Source organism: Paenibacillus sp. SAFN-054 (assembly GCF_051966755.1).
GTDB lineage: Bacteria > Bacillota > Bacilli > Paenibacillales > Paenibacillaceae > Paenibacillus_AQ.
Genome location: NZ_JBQCKS010000001.1, coordinates 670,762 through 694,647, shown reverse-complemented (window position 1 = coordinate 694,647; position 23,886 = coordinate 670,762). Strand labels below are relative to the sequence as shown.

The 23,886-nt window shown below is 50.4% G+C and carries 21 protein-coding genes; 12 read left to right on the top strand and 9 right to left on the bottom strand.

Annotated elements, in window-relative coordinates:
* Nucleotides 1-193: 193 nt before the first annotated feature.
* Together ACTHPM_RS03355 and ACTHPM_RS03350 are read right to left on the bottom strand one after the other, a co-directional pair.
* Nucleotides 194-1,108: a hypothetical protein gene (locus ACTHPM_RS03355; RefSeq protein WP_440421431.1), complete on the bottom strand. Its 915-nt coding sequence runs from the start codon at nt 1,106-1,108 to the stop codon at nt 194-196.
* 233 nt (nt 1,109-1,341) lie between these two features.
* The gene (locus tag ACTHPM_RS03350) at nt 1,342-2,778 is read right to left on the bottom strand and encodes a serine hydrolase domain-containing protein (RefSeq protein WP_440393758.1); all 1,437 of its coding nucleotides are present in this window, start codon (nt 2,776-2,778) and stop codon (nt 1,342-1,344) included.
* 155 nt (nt 2,779-2,933) lie between these two features.
* On the opposite strand from ACTHPM_RS03350, the gene ACTHPM_RS03345 reads away from it, so the two are divergent.
* The 4 genes from ACTHPM_RS03345 to ACTHPM_RS03330 all read left to right on the top strand — a co-directional run bounded on the left by ACTHPM_RS03345 (nt 2,934) and on the right by ACTHPM_RS03330 (nt 7,354).
* On the top strand, nt 2,934-4,187 hold the full coding sequence (locus ACTHPM_RS03345) for an ABC transporter substrate-binding protein (protein ID WP_440393757.1): 1,254 nt from the start codon (nt 2,934-2,936) through the stop codon (nt 4,185-4,187).
* A gap of 45 nt (nt 4,188-4,232) precedes the next feature.
* Nucleotides 4,233-5,180, top strand: a complete 948-nt coding sequence (locus ACTHPM_RS03340) for a carbohydrate ABC transporter permease (RefSeq protein ID WP_440393756.1) — start codon at nt 4,233-4,235, stop codon at nt 5,178-5,180.
* Between the two features lie 28 nt (nt 5,181-5,208).
* A complete protein-coding gene (locus ACTHPM_RS03335; RefSeq protein ID WP_440393755.1) occupies nt 5,209-6,030 on the top strand; it encodes a carbohydrate ABC transporter permease in 822 nt (273 codons plus the stop codon).
* A gap of 88 nt (nt 6,031-6,118) precedes the next feature.
* Entirely contained in the window at nt 6,119-7,354 is a 1,236-nt protein-coding gene (locus ACTHPM_RS03330; protein ID WP_440393754.1) for an aminopeptidase, read from the top strand.
* Between the two features lie 73 nt (nt 7,355-7,427).
* Here the strand turns inward: ACTHPM_RS03330 and ACTHPM_RS03325 are convergent, their stop codons facing one another.
* Nucleotides 7,428-8,213, bottom strand: a complete 786-nt coding sequence (locus ACTHPM_RS03325; RefSeq protein ID WP_440393753.1) for an exodeoxyribonuclease III — start codon at nt 8,211-8,213, stop codon at nt 7,428-7,430.
* A 207-nt stretch (nt 8,214-8,420) separates the two neighbouring features.
* Between ACTHPM_RS03325 and ACTHPM_RS03320 the strand changes: the two genes are divergently transcribed.
* Entirely contained in the window at nt 8,421-9,578 is a 1,158-nt protein-coding gene (locus ACTHPM_RS03320; RefSeq protein WP_440393752.1) for an MFS transporter, read from the top strand.
* A 27-nt stretch (nt 9,579-9,605) separates the two neighbouring features.
* Nucleotides 9,606-10,403 carry a GNAT family N-acetyltransferase gene (locus ACTHPM_RS03315; RefSeq protein ID WP_440393751.1) on the top strand — a complete coding sequence of 266 codons (798 nt, stop codon included), beginning with the start codon at nt 9,606-9,608 and terminating at the stop codon, nt 10,401-10,403.
* A gap of 80 nt (nt 10,404-10,483) precedes the next feature.
* On the opposite strand, the gene ACTHPM_RS03310 is transcribed toward ACTHPM_RS03315, so the two are convergent.
* Nucleotides 10,484-11,446, bottom strand: coding sequence for a phosphotransferase family protein (locus ACTHPM_RS03310; protein WP_440393750.1), 963 nt, complete (start codon nt 11,444-11,446; stop codon nt 10,484-10,486).
* A 183-nt stretch (nt 11,447-11,629) separates the two neighbouring features.
* Nucleotides 11,630-11,965, bottom strand: a complete 336-nt coding sequence (locus tag ACTHPM_RS03305) for an antibiotic biosynthesis monooxygenase (protein ID WP_440393749.1) — start codon at nt 11,963-11,965, stop codon at nt 11,630-11,632.
* Nucleotides 11,966-12,197: 232 nt separating this feature from the next.
* On the opposite strand from ACTHPM_RS03305, the gene fabV reads away from it, so the two are divergent.
* The 6 genes from fabV to ACTHPM_RS03275 all read left to right on the top strand — a co-directional run bounded on the left by fabV (nt 12,198) and on the right by ACTHPM_RS03275 (nt 19,362).
* On the top strand, nt 12,198-13,388 hold the full coding sequence (gene fabV / locus ACTHPM_RS03300; protein WP_440393748.1) for an enoyl-ACP reductase FabV: 1,191 nt from the start codon (nt 12,198-12,200) through the stop codon (nt 13,386-13,388).
* Between the two features lie 268 nt (nt 13,389-13,656).
* On the top strand, nt 13,657-15,066 hold the full coding sequence (gene aspA / locus ACTHPM_RS03295; RefSeq protein WP_440393747.1) for an aspartate ammonia-lyase: 1,410 nt from the start codon (nt 13,657-13,659) through the stop codon (nt 15,064-15,066).
* A 307-nt stretch (nt 15,067-15,373) separates the two neighbouring features.
* Nucleotides 15,374-16,465, top strand: coding sequence for a GerAB/ArcD/ProY family transporter (locus ACTHPM_RS03290; protein WP_440393746.1), 1,092 nt, complete (start codon nt 15,374-15,376; stop codon nt 16,463-16,465).
* On the top strand, nt 16,462-17,949 hold the full coding sequence (locus ACTHPM_RS03285; RefSeq protein WP_440393745.1) for a spore germination protein: 1,488 nt from the start codon (nt 16,462-16,464) through the stop codon (nt 17,947-17,949). The genes ACTHPM_RS03290 and ACTHPM_RS03285 overlap by 4 nt, the downstream gene beginning before the upstream one ends.
* Nucleotides 17,946-19,097 (top strand): Ger(x)C family spore germination protein, encoded by a 1,152-nt coding sequence (locus ACTHPM_RS03280; RefSeq protein WP_440393744.1) that lies wholly within the window; start codon nt 17,946-17,948, stop codon nt 19,095-19,097. Before ACTHPM_RS03285 ends, ACTHPM_RS03280 begins: the two co-directional genes overlap by 4 nt.
* A gap of 64 nt (nt 19,098-19,161) precedes the next feature.
* The gene (locus ACTHPM_RS03275; protein ID WP_440393743.1) at nt 19,162-19,362 is read left to right on the top strand and encodes a hypothetical protein; all 201 of its coding nucleotides are present in this window, start codon (nt 19,162-19,164) and stop codon (nt 19,360-19,362) included.
* 51 nt (nt 19,363-19,413) lie between these two features.
* On the opposite strand, the gene map is transcribed toward ACTHPM_RS03275, so the two are convergent.
* From map to ACTHPM_RS03255, 4 genes are all read right to left on the bottom strand, one after another.
* On the bottom strand, nt 19,414-20,160 hold the full coding sequence (gene map, locus ACTHPM_RS03270) for a type I methionyl aminopeptidase (RefSeq protein WP_440393742.1): 747 nt from the start codon (nt 20,158-20,160) through the stop codon (nt 19,414-19,416).
* A gap of 90 nt (nt 20,161-20,250) precedes the next feature.
* Nucleotides 20,251-22,518, bottom strand: a complete 2,268-nt coding sequence (locus ACTHPM_RS03265) for a YhgE/Pip family protein (protein WP_440393741.1) — start codon at nt 22,516-22,518, stop codon at nt 20,251-20,253.
* Nucleotides 22,519-22,695: 177 nt separating this feature from the next.
* A complete protein-coding gene (locus ACTHPM_RS03260; RefSeq protein ID WP_440395338.1) occupies nt 22,696-23,277 on the bottom strand; it encodes a TetR/AcrR family transcriptional regulator in 582 nt (193 codons plus the stop codon).
* A 167-nt stretch (nt 23,278-23,444) separates the two neighbouring features.
* A complete protein-coding gene (locus tag ACTHPM_RS03255; protein WP_440393740.1) occupies nt 23,445-23,783 on the bottom strand; it encodes a hypothetical protein in 339 nt (112 codons plus the stop codon).
* Nucleotides 23,784-23,886 lie beyond the last annotated feature (103 nt).

Below are 23,886 nucleotides of genomic sequence, written 5' to 3'. Positions count from 1 at the left end.
TGCAATATTAATCCGAAGCGCTTGCGCAATATCGAGCAAAGCTGCGGCTTTGCGGTCGGAAAGAGGGCAAACGATGCGTCTTTTGTCAGGAGAAAAATCCGGCGGCCGGCAGCACCTCCGTGTACCCTCGTTGTAACATCAATGCCATAAAGCCGCTCACGGATGTTTCCCGCAGCAGCTTCTTGACATCACACTAGTGATTTCGGATCGTGTTCAGTGAGGCAAACGCAAGCGGCACAAATCCCTCTGAAGCTTCTCTCTGCGGGATATCCACATGGAAAACGTAGCTGCTGCCATCAAGCTCCTTCACGATATATTCGCTCATCCCGCCTTTGCCTTGAACGGTCAGGTACAGGCTTGCGTCCTGCATCGGTTCAGGGAGTTCGCCGCTCTTCAGCTTCATGACGCCGCCGTGCTTTCCAAGCTCTTCTTGCCCTCTTAGCTCAAGATCCTCCAGCTCGAAGCCGGAAGGAAGCTTCTCAATCCGGACCTGGTAACCGGGATCTACGTTCATGTACAGAAGGTTTCTGCCCGGATCGAATGTGAACTGTTCAAAACGGTACAAGGAATAGCCGTCACCGTGAACCAGCTTGGCGGTTCGCTGCTCCTGCATGCCCTCAAGGGTTACATCGATTTTCATCTCAGCAGGCAGCGCGTTATCCATCGGCGAACTTCCTTCCTTTGACCCGGATGTCGATATGTCCTTTAAGACAAGCTGCTTGAGCGAATCATCGCCTTCGATCGCTTTCTCCTCGTATTGAAACACCACCTGCTGCTCGGCCCGGATGCTTTGCAGCTTGGACTGAAGCTCTTCTCCAAATTGTAAAGCCATCGGTTGTCCGTCCACAATAATTTCAACCGTGTGAGAATCCGCAAGCCCGGTAAAGCTGCCTTTACCTTCCTTTGTCACCTCAGGCTTCTCTTGCGGCGGACCCGCCGGTTGGGGAGCCGGACTTGGCGTTTCGTTATCCGGCTTCGCCTGCGGCTCGTTCACCGATTGATTCGGATTTTTCCCGGGAGACGGTGTCCCTTTATCGCTTTCGCAAGCGGTAAGAGAACCGACCAGGAGGACCGCAAGCAGCAGCGAAGCTATATTAAATTTACGCATGCTCATCGTAATGATCTCACCTCCATCCCTATTGACGGAATCTCGTAGCGATAAGTTTCACCTGGCAAGCTCCGTTCAGCGATCATTATCCTGTCGTTTTCAGCTTCAAAGTAACATGAAGATGCCCCTCCAAATCACGTGGAGGGGCTGTGTACGATCTATTCAAGGAAGCTTTCTAACATTGCTAACCAATGGTCCTAATCCTATGTTTGTAACGCAGTTATACGATGAATCTATGTTGCCAATCCCTTGACCGGCTCGCTTTCCGTTTGACCAAACGATACGTTGATCCCTTGCTTCAATTCGATCTCCTCATTCTTGAAGGCGATCTCAAGTGTAAAACAGAACGGCGTTTCGACTCCGCGGATCGTAAGCGCGAGCTGGTCAGGCGTGCTCCAGGTAAAACTGGAAGCGAACAGTTCGGTTTGCGGGTTAAACAGCTGCAAGGATTCTACGATCCATTCTTGGCGCCCTAGTTTCAGCCTGCGTTCTCCTTCTGCGGTCATCAGAGTCAGTATGGCTTCATCTGTCCCGAAATCCAGTTGAAGGCCGCCAATTCCCATTTCATTCTCTTCGAGCCGGTAACGAATTCCGTTTATTTCCTCTTCCCGTTGGGAATCAGGCTCAAACCGCGGAGGATCCAAATGCAGCTGCTTCAAGCGCTCCTGGAGCTCCCCCGTCCACTCGTTAGCTTCCAGCGGCTCCGGCTGAAATGCATCCAGCAGGTGATCCCAGACACAGTTCAAAACGCCTTGGAGATCGTTTGTTCCTGAGGTCATTGCGATGACGGCGTCATACCGAGGAAGAACGATGCAGAATTGGCCGAACGCTCCGTCTCCACGGTAAGCATCGTGACGACAGCGCCAGAATTGATAACCATATCCTTGCGCCCAATCGCTGTCATCTCCGCTGCCGTTTGCGATCTGCTTACCCGTTGCTTCTTGAATCCAGGCTTCCTCAATAATCCGCTGTCCATGCCATATGCCTTTTTGCAGATACAGCTGCCCGAATTTCGCGATATCCTCGGTCGTAACACTTAAACCGAAACCTCCGGTATGTATGCCGCGCGGACATGTTTCCCAAGTTGGCTGCCGGATGCCGAGCGGTTTAAACAAGCGGGGCTGCAAATACTGCAGCAAACTCTCTCCTGCTGCTTGCTGCAAAATGGCCGAGAGCATATAGGTGGCACCCGTATTATAGAGAAAATGCGTGCCGGGTTCATGGACGACAGGCAGCTTCAGGAATGCTTTTACCCAATTGCCGTCTTCCGATGCATGAAGCGTATCCATCGTATCGGTGTCATGGCCGGTTCCCATCATCAGCAGATGACGTATTTGCATGGCGGCCAGATGGGATGACACTTCGCTCGGCAAATCTTCCGGAAAATAAGAAACCACCGGATCCTCTAGCTTCAGTATTCCCTCCTGCACAGCCATGCCGATGGCGGTCGAGGTAAAGCTTTTGCTGAGCGAGAACAACATGTGGGGAAGTTCCGGCGAATAAGGATTCCACCATCCCTCTGCCGCTACCTTTCCATGGCGCAACAACATAAAGCTGTGAGCTTCAATCTGACGTTCTGCCAGGCTGTCCAAAAAGCCGATAACGTTTTTCGAGGAAATGCCTAATTCCTCCGTGCTTTTTCTCGGAAGCGATACGTCCGTTTGCCGCATACAATCACACTCCTGATATTAAAGTTTTCATGCTGGGCAATGCTCAAGCGTTTCAATGTAAAAAAGAGCGATTAATATATACTCATTATACATAATTTAGATAATGTGGATAGGAGTTAAGTTACCCTGCTGAATCAGGAATGGAGGTTAAGTGGATGGGAAAAACCCGAAACTACTTCTTCTGGCTGCTGATTGTCGTGTTCATGCTTGGTGGATGCTCCAACAATTCGTCGACCCCTAATCAGAAAACGCTTACATTATGGTATTGGAACCGTAGTCTGGACGACAATCTGATCCAGGCCGTACAAAAGCAATTTCCGGACGTGCGCATCAATGCCCAAAAGATCGGCGGTGATTTCAAATCCAAGCTCAAGACTACCCTGGCGGCCGGCAGCAACGGACCCGATATCGTTGCATTTAACGATTGGGTAACTGAGCTGTTCCCCAATGCTGACCGTTTCGTCAATCTGTATGATCTGGGCGCGAAGGAGATTGAGCCGGATTACTTGGATTGGAAATGGCAGATGGGCGTGACGCCGGAAGGCACCATGATCGCAATGCCGATCGATACCGGACCTACCGCCTTATTTTACAGGGAGGATCTGTTTCGCCAGGCAGGTCTTCCGGCCGAACCCGAAGAGGTTCATAAGCAGATGGGCACCTGGGAGGATTATTTCAAGGCAGGACAACAGCTGCAGCAGGTGCTCGGAGGCAGCGTGAAGCTGACCGATAACATCAGCGGCATCTATACGCAAGTCAACGCACAATCGGACAAAATTTATTTTGACAAAAAGGATGAATTCATCGGAGAAACCCCGGATTCATCAATGAAGAAAGCCTGGGATCTTGCCGTGCAAGCATCGCAAATGGGACTTGTAGCGAATGCCGGCACCTTCAGCTCCGAATGGAATGCCGCGATGAACAATGGCAAAATTGCTTCCTTCGTCGGTGCCGTGTGGTGCAAGCAAATTCTGATGGATGCGGCTCCCGCTACGGCCGGCAAATGGCGCGTCACCAGGGCACCGGGAGGCGACGGAAATAATGGCGGCTCCTTCCTCGCAATTATGAAAACAAGCAAGCATTCCAAAGAAGCCTTCGATGTGATGAAATGGCTGATGAATCCGGATAACCAGGTCACGGCCTTTAAAGATATTAACCTTTTCCCTTCCGCTTCCAAGGCTTTGGATGCTCCGGTCATGAAAGAACAAGAGGACTTTTTCGGCGGCCAAAGCACCGGAGATATTTTTACCGAATCAGCCCGTAACGTCAAACCGGCGTATTTCGGCAGCAAGTATGCGAATTTGAATGGTATCGTGAGCCGGGAGCTCCAGTCCGTCGCTTTGGGCAAAAACCCGGATATAGCGTGGAAATCCGCCCTGAAACGCGTGAAAAAAGAACTGCTTCGCTAAACGAAGCATTCCGTTTCATACCATCAACTGGGGAGGTTGAAATGTATGGGAGCACCGCTTCGACAACCGCTGGAACCGAATCGAACGTATCCGGTCTCCGGCAAACGCAAATTATCTTCGGAAATCTGGAGGCACCGCAAGGAATACTTGGCGATATCCCCCTTTTACATTCTGTTTGCCGTCTTCGGATTGTTTCCGATTCTGTTCTCCATGTACCTGTCTTTTCAAAAATGGGACGGCATCGGCGATATGACCTTCAACGGCATCAATAACTACCGCTTTATGCTAACCGATCCGGAATTCTGGAAAGCCGTGGGCAATACGCTCCGGATCTGGGTCTATTCTACGGTACCGATGCTTTTCTCCGCTCTTGTCGTTGCTTTTCTTCTCAATGCTTCGTTCATTAAATTCCGCACGTTGTTCCGCATCGGCTACTTTCTGCCGAACGTCACGTCCCTGGTCGCGGTATCGATCGTTTTCAGCACCATTTTCTCTAACAATTACGGCCTATTGAATTATGTCATCACACTGTTCGGCTTTGATCCTGTTGAATGGCTGAACCATACTTGGGGCATCCAGCTGGCTGTATCCTTCATGGTCATCTGGCGCTGGGTCGGCTACAATGCGGTGATTTACCTTGCAGGGCTGCAGAGCATTCCGTCCGTACTTTATGAAGCGGCCAAAATCGACGGTGCCACCGGTGTTCAATCCTTCTTCCGTATTACGCTTCCGAATCTTCGCCCTATTATTCTGTTCACCCTCATCACCTCTACGATCGGCGGCATGCAAATATTCACGGAGTCGCAGGTGCTGGTCGGCAACGACGGCGGCGCGAACGGCGGTGGTCTGACGATTGTCCTGTATTTGTACCGCGAGGCATTCATCAACAACTACTTCGGGTACGGCTCTGCCGTGGGCTGGGGCATGTTCGTGCTCATTGCCCTGATCTCCATTATCAACTGGAAAGTGGTTCAGGGAAACGGAGCGAAATAATGAACAATACCTATCGGGAGGGATTCATATGCTGCGGAGCAAAAACGTTTTATTGTACCTTGGCCTGATCCTCGGACTGATGGTCTCCGTCTTTCCGTTCTACTGGCTGGCTGTCATGGCGACACGAACCACGCCCGAAATTTACAGCTTTCCGCCAAAACTATGGTTCGGTACGCATTTATTCGATAATATTTCCCGCGTTTTCGATAACATCAATTTCTTTCGGACGCTGCTGAACACGTTGTTCGTCGCAACGGCAAGTACGATTCTGGTGCTGTTCTTCGATTCGCTTGCCGGCTATACATTCGCCAAATTCACGTTTCCGGGCAAAAAGTGGCTGTTCGTGCTTCTGCTCGCCACCATGATGGCCCCCGCCCAGCTGTCGCTCGTCCCTTCCTTCGTCATTATGACCAAACTGGGCTGGGTGGGCTCATTTAAGGCCTTGATCATCCCGGGCATGGCGAATGCATTCGGCATATTCTGGATTCGCCAGTACGCGGAGGACTCCGTGCCCTCGGAACTACTGGATGCAGGCAAAATCGACGGCTGCGGCTTTTTCCGGCTCTACTGGAGCATATCACTGCCCATTTTGCGGCCTGCTCTCTCCTTCCTTGGAGCCTTTACCTTCATCGGCGCCTGGAACGACTATTTATGGCCACTGATCATTCTGAACGATGAACGGAAATTTACGCTGCAGGTGGCTTTAGCTTCCTTGAACGGAATATACACAACCGATTACGCAATGATTATCGCCGGCACGCTGCTTGCCGTCATCCCGCTCATCATCATGTTCCTGTTCGTCAGCCGGCAGTTCATTTCGGACATTGCCGCAGGCGCGATCAAGAGCTGACGGGCGAGTCTTCAAAATTCAAAGGCACGGGGAAACGATTGGGGTTATACTAAAAGGGATACCGAACAAACTGGAGGACTTATCGCTGATGAAAAACTTCAATCACATGCTTGAAAAATACGCTGAACTCGTCATCCAAGTGGGCGTCAACATTCAGCCCGGACAGGTGCTGCTGGTACAATCTCCGTTGGAAGCCGTGGACTTCACTCGCCATGTTGTTGCGAAAGCCTATGAGGCCGGAGCTAAATTCGTTCAGGTCGATTGGGATGATGAGAAGATCACCCGAATCCGCTACGAAAAAGCGGCTGACGATTCATTCGGATATTATCCGAAATGGCAGGCAGACACGATGGAACAGCTTGCTGAAGGCCGCGGCGCGGTTTTACATATTAAAGTGCCTGATCCTGAGCTGTTCCGCGGCATCGATTCTTCCAAGGTTTCCACAGCCGTGAAAGCGGCTGCCGTTGCCCGGGAAAAATACCAATCCTATGTGCGCAGTAACAAGGTCACGTGGTCGCTGATCAAAGCCCCGACAAAAGCGTGGGCCGACAAGGTGTTCGCCGATCTTCCGGAGGAACAGCGTGTCGACGCGATGTGGGAGGCCGTCTTCCAAATGAACCGGGTGACAGAAGACAATGATCCGGTCGCTGCCTGGAAGGAACACATCCAGACGCTGAAACAGAAACAGGAATTTATGAATAACAAGCGCTACAAAGCCTTGCATTACCGTGCTCCTGGAACCGATCTGCACGTAGAGATGCCTGAAGGCTATCTGTGGCTAGGCGGCGGGGATCATAATGAAGAAGGCAACTACTTTGTCGCCAATATGCCGACCGAAGAAATCTACACCATGCCTCACCGTACCGGCGTGAACGGCACCGTCACGAGCACGCTTCCGCTGAACCTGAACGGCCGCCTGGTAGAAGGAATAAAGATAACGTTCAAGGATGGCAAGGTGACGGAATATGACGCCGTTTCCGGTCGTGAGCATTTGACATCCCTGCTCGAAACCGATGAAGGTGCCTCTTACCTTGGGGAAATGGCGCTTGTTCCTTTCGACTCGCCCATCTCCAAGATGAAGCGGGTATACTACAACACCGGTATCGATGAGAATGCTTCCTGCCATTTTGCGCTCGGCAGCTCCTATCCGGTGAACATCGAAGGCGGCACAAAGCTTAGCAAGGAAGAACTGCTTGCGCGCGGCGCAAATGTCAGCCTGACGCATGTCGATTTCATGGTCGGCTCCGAGCAGCTGGAGATTGACGGCGAACTGCCGGACGGCACGATTGAGCCGGTGTTCCGGAACGGGGTATGGGCTAACTGAAACTGAACACTAGCATAACTTTAAAAGGACTGCTTTCCGGTGTATGCCGGAGCAGTCCTTTTTTCAATAAAAATCAGTGTTGAGAAGCAATCATTTCAAGCTTCGACTCATCAAGCTCCAGTATGATCGGACAGTGATCGCTTCCCATCACCTGCGGGTCGATCCGCGCATCTATTAGCGCGGGCACGAGCCGTGCGGAGACGAGGAAATAATCAATCCGCCAACCGATGTTCCGCTCCCTTACCTTCGGCATGAAGGACCACCACGTAAATGCATCATTCCGCTCCGGGTTGAAATGCCGGAAGGAGTCCACGAAGCCTGCGCCTAGAAGCTCCGTCATTTTGCCGCGTTCCTCATGCGTGAACCCGGAGTTGCCCACATTGGACTTCCAGTTTTTGAGGTCAATCTCCTGGTGGGCGACGTTCAGATCACCGCAAATGATGACCGGTTTCTTCGAATCGAGTGTCGTCACATATTGGCGAAAGCGCTCCTCCCACTCGATTCTCAGTTCCAGACGGGACAAATCCCTTCTGGCATTCGGCGTGTACACGTTGACCAGGTAAAAATGTTCAAACTCCAAAGTGACCAGACGTCCTTCGGCTTCTTCATTCTCCTCCATGCCATAATAGACCGAAAGAGGCTTCCTTTTCGTGAAGACCGCTGTACCGGAATACCCTTTTTTCAGCGCATAATTCCAATATTGGCTGTATTCTTCACCTGTCTCCATGCAAATTTGCCCTTCCTGCAGCTTCGTTTCCTGCACGCTGAACATATCCGCGTCCATTTCTTTGAAATACTCGTTGAATCCTTTATTGACGCAGGCTCTCAAGCCGTTGACATTCCATGACACCAATTTCATATCGTTATATTCTCCCAAGTATTATTCTATTCTATGAATTCTTTATGCTAATCGCTTGAAACCGTACAACTTATCATAGTGTACCATATCTGCCCCACGCACGTTTATCTCGGCTAATTACAACTTCTTCACGCCATATGTACGTTCCTATGGTAAAATAGCAGAACTGCTGTCTTCACATCTTGAAAAGAAGGAACTGAATAATCCATGAGATCATCCGTAACAGTCAAATCTTTTAATTTTCTTTTCTTTGCTCTCCTGTCGATGTTTATCCCGTTCCTGCCGCTCTATTTCAGCGAACAGGGTTTGAATGAATCGCAAATCGGCACGATTGTAGGGATTGGCGGTTTCATTACCCTGATCGCCCAGCCGCTCTGGGGAATGATCAGCGACCGGACCCGAACCATCCGCAAAGTATTGCTCATTCTCGTACTGTGTACTTCAGTGACGGGTTATCTGCTATACAGCACCGATCATTATGCCTTGATTATTGTCTTCGTCATGCTGACGTACTTCTTTCTCATGCCCATCGATCCGTTAACGGAAAGCCTGAACTTCCGGGTGGCCGAATCTGCGGGAATCAGCTATGGCTCTCTCCGGACCTTCGGTGCCTTGGGTTACGCCGTCATGTCGCTGCTTGCCGGATATCTGATGACACGTTATGGTGCGCATAGTCTCGGTTACACCTTTGCAGGACTCGGCTTACTCAGCCTGATTGTGACCTATTTCATGCCGGATGCGCCAGTTTCGAGCAAGCCCGTAACGATGAAAAGCTTGAAGAGCTTTCTGAGCAACAAGGAAACGCTGCTGTTTCTCGTCCTGGTCTTCATCAGCTCGATTCCGGCACGGATGAACGACACGTTCCTCGGACTCTACATCAAGGACCTGGGAGGCAAACCTGATTTGCTCGGCCTGGCATGGTTCCTTGCTGCAGGCAGCGAAATTATTGTGTTCTCCTTAAGTTTCTGGTGGCTGCGCAAGAATAAAGAGCTCGCGATCATCTCCATTGCCGGAGCCTTCTATTTCGTCCGGTTCTTTATCTCTGCATGGATTACGGACCCGAATTGGCTGGCATATATCCAGCTTCTGCAAATTATGACGTTCCCGGTATTCTATACGGCGGCCATTCAGTATTTGTACAGCATCGTTCCCGTTGAATGGAGAGCAACCGGTCAAACCGTGCTTGCACTGCTTTTTTTCGGAGTATCAGGCATTCTCGCCTCCTTTGCGGGTGGTGCGCTGTATCAGGCGTTCGGAGGCAAAACGATGTATCTCACCATTTCCGTCATGTCATTCATCGGCATGCTTTTCGGCATATTCCTCTATCGAATGTATGGAAGAAAGAAGTCGGGTGAAGTTTCATAGATTCACAACCGCTTAAGGAGGTGCCTTATGGGCCATGTAGAGGATATCCTGGCAATGGATTTTGCTTATTTAGAGACTTTCACGGAACGCATCGATACCGAATGGGGTGCTTTGTTCTGCAATGAACGGCAGGTGAATTACTATGATGCCAATCATGCCCACATTAGCAGCGAAGTGCTCGATCCGGATACCGTCATCGATGAAGTCGTAACATTTTACGAGTCAAAGGGAATTATACCGAGGTTCTATATTTACAATCCGGAGCAGCAAGGCCGTTTACTCGAGGCGCTGGCCCATCATCATTTTCTTACCGAAGAATTAATCAGTCCTGTCCAGCTGTGGGACGGGCATCTCGAATCCATGAGCCTGCAACCGCCCACAACGACAATCGAGCGCGTTGATGCCCATAACGTGCATGAAGCGCTGCATATCGAATGCAGCATATCGGAGTTCGGTGGCAAGGAAACGATGGAAAAGGTGTTTATGGAGCAGTGGAATCATCCCAACTATATGCACTTTCTCCTCCGTCATGATGGAACTGCGGTGTCTACCGCCTGCATCTTTGTACATGAAAATCAAGCGAGACTAGAGAGCGTGGCCACCCTGGAAGCATACCGGGGAAAGGGATTCATTGGTCAATTGATCCGGTTCGTTCAGCATGAATCCTCCAGGCAAGGGATGCGTAAATTATGGGTGTTCCCCATCAATGAATCTGTCGAGCGAATTTATGGCAAGTACGGCTTCCATACGCTGGACAGCCTGAAGTCGGTTCACGCTTTCGCGCGCGGCCGCAGCATCCGTGACATCCATGCCTCCCATAGCTGATCGGATGCGAGCTTGGAAACAATCAAAGGCGGCCTTGCAACGCATATGCGTGAGGGGTCGCCTTCCTTATTATTCATCGATTAACCTTGGAATGTATTCCAGCCCGTAATGAAATTCTTTTCCACCCACTGGAGGTGATCCGGATCCTCGTATTTCCGGGAACGGCACTCAATGACATAAATCAAATCCAAATACAGGTCATAGAGCTTTCGCCGCTCTTTCTCGTGCGGAGCATCAAACCGGCTGCCGTATCCCCGATAAAATGCGTTTGAATTCTCCATATGGCTGAAGTAATACTCAAACAAAGGGTCTCCCCATAATGCGCGTTCCCAATCGATAATTGCCGTGATGCGGCCTTGATCCACGAACACATTTCCGCTCCATAAGTCCCAGTGAACGAGCCTCGGCTCTGTCACCTCATTCAAGATCGGCAGTTTAGCTGCAACCGCCTCTTCAATCTGCTCGTATACAATAGGCAGCCGGACGCCGAATTTCCTGCCATCCGACAGCAAATCGGACATCAGGCCGCTGAAAGCCTCCCGCCAAGTCGGATAGGCATCTTCACTATTTTCAAAAAATGGTCCGAAAGCGCTGCCCGCGTACTCATTGATCTGCCGGTTGTAACGCCCCAGCTCCTCTTCGATCGCATCCTGCTCATCCTCGGTTAGAGAATCCTTAACGAGATTGTATGGTTGGCCCGCGACCTTCTCCATAAAGAAATACTCGCTTGGAATCAAGTTAAAACTCGTATCATATGCATAGACCTCCGGTACCGGGATGGCCCCCTTCTCATGAAGCAGCTTCAATACGCCCACTTCATTACTCATAATGTGCTTCTCACAGGTGAGTGTCTCCACCTGATTCTCCGGCGCCACCTTCAGAATCACGCTTCTGCCATCGCTAAGCAGCAGATCGTACGCTGTATTAAACCAACCATTATGAAGTTCGGCATAATCATGGATGCGGATCTCCCTGCCGAAATGTTCGTCAACCAGTCTTCTGATTTGATCCCTTGTCAATTTCGCTTTCGTCATGCTTTCCATCGTCGACACCCCCTATTCCAGGCAAGCTTATCTTTCATGGTCATTCTATCCATATTCTATCAATCTATCAATCTATCAATCTATCAAACTCAGAGGAATCTAAATTCGGGATGAATGCAAAAAACCTCAGGATTGGGGGCTTAACGCCCTCTCCCGAGGTTTTGAGACTGCCATCTAAGCTTGCTAGGCTTGGTCCACAGATGCTTGGCCTTGGGTTACACCGTGCACTTCGTACATGGTTACTTTGGTGCTGATGACGTGTGCCGGAGGCTCCTGTCCCTTTTTAGCCCGATGCCCCTGCAGATGTACGTCACTCTTTTCCCAGTTCTTCCAAGCATCCCGCGATTCCCAGCGGATCATGACGAGAACTTCCTCTTCTTCCCTGCTGATTTTGGAACTCATGATCGTCTTATCGACCAGCCCCTCCATGGCATCGATTGGTCCAGGTTTACTAAACCTTGCCACCACTTGCTCGGCGCTGCCTGCCGTTACAACGATTCGCCGCATTTGAATAAACATGTATACTGCCTCCTTCTATGTATGAGTTATATATGAACAATTGATTTCATCCATCCTGGTTATTTTATTTGATAATGATTATCAATGTCAATTTAAAATTCTAGTTCATCTTTATATTCTCCACATTCTCCGTCTTGCGGTTTGTCGTTTTGCAAAAAATTGATACAATAGGAAGGAGTATTTCTGAAAATCTCATTTAGTATTCTTTATTGGAAGAGAGGACACGTACAATATGATCATTAAACCGAGAACACGCGGATTCATCTGCACCACCTCGCATCCTGCAGGCTGCGCGGCACAAGTCCAGGAACAAATCGACTATGTGCAGTCCAAACCGGAAATCCAGGGTCCGAAAAACGTGCTTGTGATCGGCGCTTCCACGGGATACGGACTTGCAGCGAGAATCACCGCAGCCTTTGGCGCCCACGCCAATACGGTTGGCGTATACCGCCCGAGCGCCGGCTCCGAAAAACGCACGGCTTCGGCAGGCTGGTACAATTCCGCAGCATTCGAAAAGGCGGCCCAAGCTGCCGGTCTGAAATCGTTCAGCGTTACCGGGGACGCTTTCGCCAAGGAAACGAAGGAAAAAACGATCCAGCTGATCCAAGAACAGCTGGGCAAAGTGGATCTCGTCGTATACAGCGTGGCTTCCGCCCGCAAAACCGATGCCGAAACCGGAGAGGTATACAACTCCGTCCTGAAGCCCATCGGTAAACCTTTCACCAACAAAACCGTCAATTTCCATACCGGTGAAGTCACAGAAATCACATTGGAGCCCGCTACCGAAAAAGAAATTCATGATACGGTCGCTGTCATGGGCGGCGATGACTGGGAAGACTGGATCCAGGCGCTGCGCGGTGCTGAAGTACTCACGGAGGATGCTACGACGATCTCGTTCTCGTACATAGGTTCGGAAATTACGCAAGCCGTCTACCGCGAAGGTTCCATCGGCCAGGCGAAAGACCATCTTGAAGCGACAGCACTGAAAATGAATGAGCAGCTGAAGGCTACCGGCGGACGGGCTTACGTGGTCGTCAGCAAAGGACTGGTTACCCAATCCAGCTCGGCGATTCCGGTGGTTCCCCTCTATATCTCTTCGTTGTACAAGATCATGAAGGAGAAAGGGCTCCATGAAGGCTGTATCGAGCAAACGTACCGCCTGTTCACGGATCGCCTGTATCTCGACGGTGAAACGCCGGTTGATGAATCCGGCCGTATCCGTATTGATGACTGGGAGCTTCGCGAGGATGTACAAGCCGAAGTGGTGAAGCTATGGGACAGCGTGACAACGGATAATATATATGAGCTTACGGATCTTGAAGGCTACCGACGCGAGTTCTTCCAGCTCTTCGGATTTGAGACGGATGGCGTGGATTATGAAGCCGACGTGGACCCCGATGTCAAGGTTCTGAATTCCATCTAATCAGATGAAGGATTGATCAAAAGACCTGCCGATAAGCGGCAGGTCTTTTGCTGTATTTCGCCCTCTCCCGGTACGCAAAACCAGCATGTTTGGCTCAATGTTGTACAAGTGTAGCTCACCGGCGGACAAATCCGCCTTTTTTTCATTCTCTAATGACATAGGACTAGCAGTTCCGGATATTAACCCGTATAATGGTAGCGGGTCCGATATCTAAAGCGTTCTCATCTGACTCTAATATCCAGTTCACAAAACTCGGAGGAATGTATTCATGAGATTAGAAAAAGATTTTCTCGGCACCAAAGAAGTTCCCGAAGAAGCTTACTATGGCATACAAACGATGCGTGCAGCGGAAAATTTCCCGATTACGGGCCAAAGAATCCATCCGGAGCTGATCCGCGCGATGGCTATGGTCAAAAAGGGTGCTGCAATCGCAAATATGGAGATTAAACGGCTGCTCCCAGCCAAAGGCGATGCGATCGTGCAAGCGGCCGATGAAATCATCGGCGGCAAATGGCTCGATCAATTCATCGTGGATCCGATTCAAGGCGGAGCTGGCACGTCTATTAATATGAACACCAACGAAGTCATCGCGAACCGCGCACTTGAACTGATCGGCAAAGATAAAGGCAGCTATGCCGATATCAGTCCGAATAATCACGTCAATATGGCGCAATCAACCAATGATTCCTTCCCCACTGCGGTTCATCTGGCGACGCTGACGATGATTGAAAAGCTGCTCACGACGATGGGCGACCTTCGTCAGGCATTCCAGCAGAAGGCTGAGGAATTCGATTCCGTCATTAAAATGGGACGCACCCACCTTCAGGACGCGGTTCCGATTCGTCTAGGCCAGGAATTCCAGGCTTATGCACGCGTACTGGATCGGGATATCCAGCGTCTTAGCGCAACCAAGTACAACCTGCTCCATATTAATATGGGCGCAACAGCAGTGGGAACAGGGCTTAACGCAGACATCCGTTATATCGAGCATGTCGCAGAGGTGTTGGCTGACCTGAGCGGATTCCCGATCAAACCGGCTGATCATCTTGTCGACGCGACCCAGAATACGGACGCATATACCGAAGTATCCGCAGCGCTCAAAATCTGCATGATGAACATGTCCAAAGTAGCCAACGACATTCGGCTGATGGCTTCCGGCCCCCGGGCAGGGCTCGGCGAGCTGACCCTGCCTTCAAGACAGCCGGGATCATCCATCATGCCTGGCAAAGTCAATCCGGTCATGTGCGAAGTCATCAACCAAATTGCCTTCCAGGTCATCGGCAATGATCATACGATCTGTCTTGCTTCTGAAGCAGGCCAACTGGAACTGAACGTGATGGAACCGGTTCTGGTTTATAATCTTCTGCAATCCCTCGAAATCATGAATAACGGTTTCCGTGTTTTCAGGGAGCATTGCATCGAAGGCATTCAGGCCAACGTGGAGCGCTGCCGCGAATATGTGGAGAACAGCGTCGGCATTATTACCGCGCTGAATCCTCATCTAGGCTACGAGGTCGTATCCCGTATCGCCCGGGAAGCGATCACGACCGGCAAACCCGTACGCGAGCTTTGCCTCCTATACAATGTTCTGACGGAGGAAGAGCTGAATATTATTCTCGATCCTTACCAAATGACAAACCCGGGAATTGCGGGAGAAGAGCTGTTGAACAAAGAATAACAGCAAAATACCTCATGGGCAGCGACGCTATCTTAGCGCGCTGTCCTTTTTTTGATAATAAATAAATTGACAAAGAGAGGCTGGAATGAGACTTCCTTTTTCAGCAAGAAAGGTAGAGAGTTGAAGATTTGTGATGTGGTGCTAGATTCAGATTATGGTTTATTATTGTGAATTTTTCATATGTTGATTTTTTTAGTTGTTGTAAGTTTCCTTCCCTTTTACTACTTTTCCTACATAAATTTGGCTGAATCAAGGCATAATACAGTTGATATCAATAACACGGTATGAAATGGGTGATGAGATTAACATGAAAAATTCAACCAAGGTTTCCGTCACTCAGATTTGCCTGCTGCTCATGCTCATGAACGGCCTGACCAGTCATGTTGTGATTAACCCGATGGTACTGGACGCCTCGGGCAGAGATGCATGGATTTCCGTATTGTTCACGACGGTCCTGCTTGTTCCATGGACGTTACTGCTGGCCTTTTTCATGAAAAGATCCAATCAACAAAAGCTACAGCCCTGGATTGCAGAACGGACAAACCCGGTCATCTCCTGGATATTGGTTGCCCCGATGATTGTTCATCTGTACCTGATTGGAGGGGTAACCCTCTATCATACGTCCAGTTGGACGATCAGCAATTACCTGCCTGCAACACCTAAAATTGTGCTGATCGCAACGCTCGCGTTTGTATGCTTCTATACAGCCAAGCTCGGCATCAATTCGATTGCGATCGGTGCCGGCATTCTGCTTCCCATCGTGGTGGTCCTGGGATTTTTCGTTGCCATTGCCAATGGCTCCGAGAAAAATTTCAGCATGTTGACCCCTGTTCTCGAACACGGACTATACCCCCCCATTCATGGAATGGTGTATGTCGGCGGCGGGTTTGTGGAGATGCTCGTCCTGCTGACCATGCAGCACCGGATCAAATCCAAAGTTAAGCCGTGGCAGATGGTCGTCTATGGATTAATTATTTCTTATATCACGCTAGGCCCCGTCATCGGTGCTATCACCGAATTCGGCCCGGCTGAAGCAGCTAAACAAATGGAATCGCCTTATGAGCAGTGGAGACTGGTAAAAATCGGTGAATACGTGGAACATGTGGATTTCCTGTCCGTATATCAATGGCTCGCGGGGGCCTCGGTCCGGATCAGCCTTGCCCAGTTTCTGCTCGCCGAAATGCTGCCCTTCAAGAACCGCGTCATGGCCGATCGTTTTATTCTTGCGGTCACCTTCAGCTATATCTTGATCGCCATGTTTCCGATCAGCCAGGACACATACTATGAAACGATGTATCACTATTATTTTCCCATCACCTTGTTTTCCAGCCTGCTGCTGTCCTTAATCTGGTTTGGCATCACATTCTTGCCCCGCAAAAATAAGGAGGGAGCCGCATGAACTCTACCGAAACCGTAACCCAACAGCCCATATGGACGCTGCAAAAATTACAACAGCTCTTCTCCAAATCCGCTGATGTGGTCATACGGAAGTACCGGATGCAAAAGGATTCAGCCTCTTCCGAGATCGTCATGATTTTTGCCAATGGGCTTGCCGATTCGAACCAAATTAGCCTCGTCATCCTGCCCGAGCTTGAAAAGATGTACCATATGAACGGTTTCGACATCAAACAGCAGGATGAACTGTACGGAAGGCTTCCTTTAACTGCATTGGAAAAACCCGTCAAACCCCAGGATCTCGAGGATACCGTCTATCAAGGCGGGCTTATCCTCTTCTTCCCGTTGACCAATGAAGTGTATTCCATGGATATCAGCAGCGTTCCGAAGCGCTCGCCTGAAGAATCGACCGTTGAAATATCCATTAAAGGACCCAAAGACGGATTTAACGAAGACTTTGTCACGAATGTCGCGCTGATCCGCAAACGGATACGGAGCAATTCGCTTTGCTGCGAAGAATCCATTATAGGGAGACGTACAAGAACCAAAGTTGGCCTATTGTATTTCGATGATATCATTTCCCCGAAACTACTGTCCGAGGTAAGAAAACGTTTGTCCCAAATCGATATCGACGGTCTGTACACGATCAATCAGCTGGAGGAGATGATCTCCGATTCGAAGTACTCCCTGTTCCCGCTTCTCGATTTCACGGGTCGCCCCGATTACGTCGTTACCTGCCTGCTTAGCGGGCGATTCGTCATCGTGATTGATGGTAATCCCATGGTTCTGATCGGCCCGGGATCGCTGTCGCTCCTTATGAAATCACCGGAAGATGTTCATTTCAACTACATCTATGTCTCCTTCGTAAGGATGATCCGTGGCATCAGCTTGATTATATCCATCGTTCTGCCTTCGTTCTGGGTCTCTTTGGCGGCGTTTCATCAGGATCAAATCCCCTTCCGCCTCATGGCAACGATATCGACAGCCAGGATGGGACTGCCCTTCTCCGCTCAGATGGAGCTGTTTCTTCTGCTAATCCTGCTGGAGATATTCCGGGAAGCGGGGGTGAGGCTGCCCAGCTCCATCGGGCAAACCCTGACGGTCATCGGCGGTCTGATCATCGGAGATGCCGCGATCCGGGCCGGATTGGTCTCTCCATCCTCCGTCGTTGTCGGCGCCATAACGGCGGTCGCCGGAGCGACCCTTGTAAACCAGACCTTAAGCTCCGTTGTCAGCGTCCTTCGTTTTGGCCTGTTTTTTGTTTCGTCGATTTTAGGAATGTACGGGCTGATCCTTGGTTTGATCCTTCTGCTTGCCTACATGTCCAGACTGCGGACGTTCGGGATACCCTATCTGGCTCCCTTGTCCCCCATGATGCCCAAGGACTTCCTGAAGTCTGTCCTGCGCGCCCCTTGGAAATGGCTCCGCAAGAAGCCGACGTTTCTGAATACCGTAGATTCCGAGCATCAAGGAGAGAATCCGACATGAGAAAATTTGCGCATATAACCCTGTGCCTCCTGATCTTGATGTTGATTCCGGGCTGCTGGAATTCCAAAGACATTCAGAATATGGCATACGTGACTGCGCTCGGAATCGATTACGAGGATGGCAAATACAAGAGCTATGCACAGATTCTCAATTTTACCAATGTAGCCAAGGCAGACAATGCGGAAATTGGCAAGCCTGTACCCATCTGGGTCGGAACCGGGGAAGGACGAACCGTGACGGAGGCACTTACGACGATGTATTCCACATCCCAGCTGAGGGTGTTTTGGGGACATTTGAAATCCGTCATCGTTACGGAAAATACGATGCAGCACGGTATGGTGGAAATATACGAGATGCTGAACCGCTACCGCGAAATCCGTTACAACATCTTGCTATACGGGACGAAAGAGCCGCTGAAGGATATTTTGACGCAAAAATCGATCCTGAATCTCTCGCCGCTCGAGACAATAATGAATTTGCCGCAGCAGATCTACTCGCAGAGGTCATTCATTTTGCCAGTGTACGCATTCAAGATTATTGCCCAAATGGACGAGCCCAGCGGTCTTGCCATGATCCCCTCCCTTGAGATTGATAACGGCATCTGGTACGAGGATAAGGAGGAACGACCGATGTTCCGCATCAACGGAGCTTACTTCTTCCACAATAAGGAGTATCGCGGATTGTTGAGCGAAGATGACCTCAAAGGCACCCGCTGGATTCAAAGAAAGCTCCAACGTTCCCCCATTAACATACCCGATGCCAACGCCGGAAGGCCGGTCGCTTCCTTGATACTGGTCAAACCGCATCTGTACATCAAGCCTGTGATCGATAACGGTCAGGCCCGATACGTGATCCGCGTGTCTATCAATGCCTATATTGATGAGCTGATCAAGAACAATTCCTCTGATACGCTGGAGAAAATGGCTGGCGTCGTCGTAAAAAATGAAATTCTGATGAGCTATAAAAAGGGGCTGAAACAACATGCCGACGTCTTTATGCTGGAAGAGAAGCTGTACCGCAAATACCCGAAGAAATGGCGCGAACTTCACCGTCTCAAGCCCTTCACCCTTGACGAGCAATCGATCAAATCGATTGACGTGAGAGTCAAGATTGACAGCTCGGGAAAATACAAACAAAGAGTGAAATAACGATCTGTTCCGTGTTATGATAGAAATGTTATGCTATTGAACATTTCAGGGGACGGTGAACTGCATGTGGATGTATGTTCTCGTGATCGGTGTAGCCGTTTTGGCACTCGTCACGACCTTTTGGGTTGGATTTTCTGCAGAGAACAAGAAGAAAAATCCGAACTATGTCAAAAAGACCAAGCATAATATCGCCAAGCTGACAACGATATACGCTGTTACCATCGTTATCGCAATAGTTGCTTTTGTGGCGGTTTCGTTAAATTAAAGAACTCGGGTACAAAAAAAGAGAGGCTAAGGAGCCTCTCTTTTTTTACGTTTATTGCATCGTTAATATTTCCGGACCGTTAGCGGTAATGGCTAGGGTGTGCTCATATTGGGCGGACAGGCCTCCGTCCATCGTGCGGGCCGTCCAGCCGTCGCTGTCCATCTTGCTGCGGTAGGTGCCTGTGTTCAGCATCGGCTCGATCGTGATCACCATACCTTCTTTCAGTCGTGGTCCCACATTCGGCGGTCCGTAGTGAGGTACCTGCGGTTCTTCATGCATATCCTTGCCGATACCATGGCCGATAAATTCGCGGACAACCGAGAAGCCTTCCGACTCGGCGTACACCTGAATGGCATGGGAGATGTCGCCGATCCGGTTTCCGATCACAGCCTGCTCGATGCCTTTATATAGCGACTCTTTCGTCACGTCGAGCAGATGCTGCGCTTGCTCGGAGACTTGGCCGACGGTATAAGACCACGCGGAGTCAGCGAGCCAGCCGTTCAGGTTCACGACCATGTCCACGGTAATAATGTCGCCGTCCTTAAGTACCGTTTTGCCAGGGAAGCCGTGGCAGATGACATCATTCACCGAAGTGCATGTCGCGTAGGGAAATCCGTTATACCCTTTTTGCTCCGGGGTCGCCCCGTTCTTGCGGATGAATTGCTCAGCAAAACGGTCGATCTCTATGGTAGTGATGCCGGGTACGATCATTTTCTTGATTTCCCGGTGGCAGGCAGCAAGAATTGCCCCGGCTTCTTTCATGTGCTCAATCTGTGCCTTACTCTTAATCGTAATCATGTAATCCCTCATTCCTTTCAGATTTCTATATTATACCCTGATCTCGGGAAAAAGTCCTGATCCCTAAGGGATCAGGACTTGAAATTCCTTTTAGACAGCTTCCGCCGGATGCTGTGCATTCTCTTTGTTTTGACGCCCGCGCCACAAGAAGTAGACCAGCGTGAGCGCGAGGAAGAGGATTGCAACCAGGCCAAGAATGCCTGCCTGCTTCCATGCGAGATCGAAATCGCCGCTTGATATGATTGCTTTATAACCCAAAACGCTGTGCGACATCGGCAGCCACGGATTAAGCGGCTTGAGCCAATTCGGAATCAGCTCGAGCGGGAATGTGCCCGCGCTTGTGGTCAGCTGCAAAATCAGCAGAATGATGATCAGGAACCGACCCGGCATATCCAGCCACGTCACGACGGCCTGCACGATGAACATGAACGTCAAGCTCGTAATGAACGTGAACAGGAAGAACAGCGGCACGCTTTGTACCTTCAGGCCAAGTCCAAGCAGAATAATGGCTGCTGCGACAACCGATTGGAACAAGCTCATACCCGCAAAGGAAAGGGAACGGCTGACAAACCGGCTGAAGCCGGATGCGCCTTCTACCGTCGTGCCTTTAAGCGAAATGACAAGCGTCGAAATCAGTGCTCCGACGAACAAGCCGAGCGACATGAAATATGGTGTCAGGCCCGTTCCGTAGTTTGGAATTTTGCGCGACTCGTCTTCTTGGGACTCGACCGGCTTGGCGAACATTTTGACAAGCTCATCCGACTTTTTCAGCTCAGACGTTTTGTCCGCCGCGTCGTTCAGCTTCGTTTGCAGCTCTTTAGAGCCGTCATCCAGCTTGGTGATTCCCTTCTCCAGGTCGCCAGCTCCGTTATTCAGCTTCTGCGAGCCGTCGGCGAGCGTCGTCAAACCGCCGGACAGCTTGCTGACGCCACCTTCCAGCTGCGAAGTGCCGTTCACAAGCTGCTGCGAGCCGGTAACGAGCGCTTTGCTGCCCCCGGCCGCTTCGTTCAGCTTCTCGCCGAAGGTTGTAAGCCCGGCAGTCAATGTCTTTTGTCCATCATTCAGTTTCGCAGCCCCTTGAACGAGCTGCTCTTGGCCTTCGACTAATTGACCGCTTCCGCCCAGCAGCTGCTTCTGTCCGCTGTGGAGCTCGGACGCGCCGTCAAGAAGCTGCTTTTGTGCGCCATGCAGAGCTTCAGCGCCTTCGGAGAGCTTCTGCTGACCTGCCGCAACCTTGGCGCTTCCATCCGCCACTGCCTGACTGGCAGCCAGTAGCTTTTGGAAGTCTGCGCTTTGCGCGAGCTCTGGGCTGGATTTGGCCAGCTGCTGCAGCCCATCCGCAACCCCCTTCGCGCCTTCGGAAACTTTCGTTGTTCCGTCAACGGAGGATTTTAATCCGGAAGCCAAATCCGCGCTTCCCTGCTCGGATGACTTCAGGCCGGTTTCCAGCTTGCCCGCTCCTTGTTCAGAGCTATGAAGACCAGTGTTCAGCTTTTTCGCGCCGTCCAGCGAGCTTTGGAGTCCGGTATGCAGCTGCTGCCCTCCCTGCTCAGCCTGCTGCGCCCCTTGAATCAGCTGCCCGCTTGCAGCATTCAGCTGATCCAGTCCGCTTGCGAGCTTACTGGAACCGGCGCTCAATTGGCCCGCCCCTTTGTTCAGGTCTCCTGCGCCTTTGGCAAGGGGCTGCACGCCGTCCTTGGCTTCCAGCGTACCGGCAGCCAGCTTGTTCAGGTTATCCTTCAGTTTAACGGCTCCGTCATCCAGATCGGTGCTGCCGTTATGAATCTTCCCGGCTCCTTCGCCCGCATCTGCCAGACCGTTCGACACATCCTCGAAATTGTCCAGCAAATTCTCCGTATAAGACTCGGTCACCTTCGCAGAGACTTTGGCTTTGATGTCCTTGATCGCTGTATTGCCGATTTGTGAAGCGATAAAGTTGTAATCGCCGTTCGGCTCATACAGGATCGTAGCCGGGTGAGGCTGGTCATCCATCAGGGTTGTCGCCTGACTGGAGAAATTTTCGGGAATCGTAATTTTCATATAATAGCGGTTCTCCTGGATACCCTTATCTGCATCCCTGTCGCTGACAAACTCCCAGCCGAAATCTTTGTTCTTCTTCAGTTCATCGACCAAATCCGAACCGATTTGCAGCTCCTTGCCTTTGAACTCGGCACCGCTGTCCTTATTCACCACGGCTACAGGCAAACGGTCCAAATGACCGTATGGATCCCAAAAGGCTGCCAGATATACACCGCTGTACATAATCGGAATAAACATGACGGCGATCACGGGGATCAGCACTTTCGGGTTTTTCAACGCCGCGCCCAAATCTTTGAAAAACACGGATATTGCGTTCATGTCGTGGTAGTCCCCCTTTTCCAAGTTTGTGTTCTCACCATATCTCTGACTGATTTATCCGATTGGTCATGCATACGCAGACGAAAGCAGCCCCGAAAGTGAAACCGTCCGAAGCTGATTCGCCCGTATTCGCTTTAAGTCTTGGTGGTCTTTACTTCGTTGTCTGTGCCCTATGCTTTATGCATGCACTGCGAGCCCATCCTCCAAAAAGAGACGGATATGCTCTTTGATTTGATCTTTTGTCAGCGGTTCGTGATTTTTGTTCCATTCGGATGTTAAAGCCACGTACATTTTGAACATGAGAAAAGAAACAATGCCCGGATCGCAATCCCGCAGTTCCTTCTGTGCAATGGCATGCCGGATTTCTTTCTCGATATAGCCCAAAATGACGCTTTCGACCCGGTTCATCGCTTCCTGTGATTGAGGAGTGCCCACGTCCCTGACTTCCTGGGACAGCTTCATGAGGAGTTCGTGCTCACTGCGGAATTCCAGGAGAGAATCCAGTACGCGGAACAGATTATCGAAGAACGTTTTGTCGTGGTCGACTTCCCGCTGAATAATGGTTTTCATTTCGGAAATGACCCCATGCAGTATCTCATCGAATAACCGTTCCTTCGTATCAAAAAACGTATATATGGTACCTTTTCCCACGTTTGCGATTTTGGCAACCTGCTCCATGGTCGTCGCCTTGTATCCGAACAGGGCAAACGATCTCGAAGCGGCTTCCAGCACCTGTTTTTTGCGATCCACCGTTCCTATGCTTTTCCCCTCCCATCATTCATCTATTCCGTATGCATGACCATAAAACAAATTCAGTCAAAAGGTCATCATCTACTTTACCACGTTCGCGACCATATGACAAAGTTTTAATATAAGAAATTTTTTCTTGTTTTGCCTTTGAGCCTTCTCCGTCGGATAAAACGGAATTAAGATTGTACTGAAATCATATATTTTGCCCTTTCGGTTGTCATCGTCAAGCTGCTGTCTTCCACCTTACATTCCGACAAGCCGTCAACATAAATCTGAAAGGCGCTCTGTGGAAGCGGGATATCCCCTTGTTCATTCAGCACGCTGCCGGGACCATGCAGAATCAGGGAGCTGCCTTCGGCATAATCGTCGATGGTCTCCACGCTCTCCTTGTATTCGACACCTTCCAGTTGAACCCGGGTTTCATCCAGATCGTCCTGTTCCTCCTTGCGGATTAACACTGTTTGATTCATATGCTTATCAAGCCATTCTCTAACCGAATTCAGTTGCTCGCTCATGATTAAGCCCTTCTTTCTTTGGAGTGGTCTTCTCAGTATTCTGCCTACTAAGAGTCTAACCATTACGCCTGCAGGCAAAACATTCAAAGGTCGGAGATCGGAG

Excerpts from the sequence above, each read along its gene's own strand:
- ACTHPM_RS03355 (WP_440421431.1), bottom strand. The coding sequence starts at position 1,108 with ATGCGTAAATTTAATATAGCTTCGCTGCTGCTTGCGGTCCTCCTGGTC.
- ACTHPM_RS03350 (WP_440393758.1), bottom strand. The coding sequence starts at position 2,778 with ATGCGGCAAACGGACGTATCGCTTCCGAGAAAAAGCACGGAGGAATTA.
- ACTHPM_RS03345 (WP_440393757.1), top strand. The coding sequence starts at position 2,934 with ATGGGAAAAACCCGAAACTACTTCTTCTGGCTGCTGATTGTCGTGTTC.
- ACTHPM_RS03340 (WP_440393756.1), top strand. The coding sequence starts at position 4,233 with ATGGGAGCACCGCTTCGACAACCGCTGGAACCGAATCGAACGTATCCG.
- ACTHPM_RS03335 (WP_440393755.1), top strand. The coding sequence starts at position 5,209 with ATGCTGCGGAGCAAAAACGTTTTATTGTACCTTGGCCTGATCCTCGGA.
- ACTHPM_RS03330 (WP_440393754.1), top strand. The coding sequence starts at position 6,119 with ATGAAAAACTTCAATCACATGCTTGAAAAATACGCTGAACTCGTCATC.
- ACTHPM_RS03325 (WP_440393753.1), bottom strand. The coding sequence starts at position 8,213 with ATGAAATTGGTGTCATGGAATGTCAACGGCTTGAGAGCCTGCGTCAAT.
- ACTHPM_RS03320 (WP_440393752.1), top strand. The coding sequence starts at position 8,421 with ATGAGATCATCCGTAACAGTCAAATCTTTTAATTTTCTTTTCTTTGCT.
- ACTHPM_RS03315 (WP_440393751.1), top strand. The coding sequence starts at position 9,606 with ATGGGCCATGTAGAGGATATCCTGGCAATGGATTTTGCTTATTTAGAG.
- ACTHPM_RS03310 (WP_440393750.1), bottom strand. The coding sequence starts at position 11,446 with ATGGAAAGCATGACGAAAGCGAAATTGACAAGGGATCAAATCAGAAGA.
- ACTHPM_RS03305 (WP_440393749.1), bottom strand. The coding sequence starts at position 11,965 with ATGTTTATTCAAATGCGGCGAATCGTTGTAACGGCAGGCAGCGCCGAG.
- fabV (WP_440393748.1), top strand. The coding sequence starts at position 12,198 with ATGATCATTAAACCGAGAACACGCGGATTCATCTGCACCACCTCGCAT.
- aspA (WP_440393747.1), top strand. The coding sequence starts at position 13,657 with ATGAGATTAGAAAAAGATTTTCTCGGCACCAAAGAAGTTCCCGAAGAA.
- ACTHPM_RS03290 (WP_440393746.1), top strand. The coding sequence starts at position 15,374 with ATGAAAAATTCAACCAAGGTTTCCGTCACTCAGATTTGCCTGCTGCTC.
- ACTHPM_RS03285 (WP_440393745.1), top strand. The coding sequence starts at position 16,462 with ATGAACTCTACCGAAACCGTAACCCAACAGCCCATATGGACGCTGCAA.
- ACTHPM_RS03280 (WP_440393744.1), top strand. The coding sequence starts at position 17,946 with ATGAGAAAATTTGCGCATATAACCCTGTGCCTCCTGATCTTGATGTTG.
- ACTHPM_RS03275 (WP_440393743.1), top strand. The coding sequence starts at position 19,162 with ATGTGGATGTATGTTCTCGTGATCGGTGTAGCCGTTTTGGCACTCGTC.
- map (WP_440393742.1), bottom strand. The coding sequence starts at position 20,160 with ATGATTACGATTAAGAGTAAGGCACAGATTGAGCACATGAAAGAAGCC.
- ACTHPM_RS03265 (WP_440393741.1), bottom strand. The coding sequence starts at position 22,518 with ATGAACGCAATATCCGTGTTTTTCAAAGATTTGGGCGCGGCGTTGAAA.
- ACTHPM_RS03255 (WP_440393740.1), bottom strand. The coding sequence starts at position 23,783 with ATGAGCGAGCAACTGAATTCGGTTAGAGAATGGCTTGATAAGCATATG.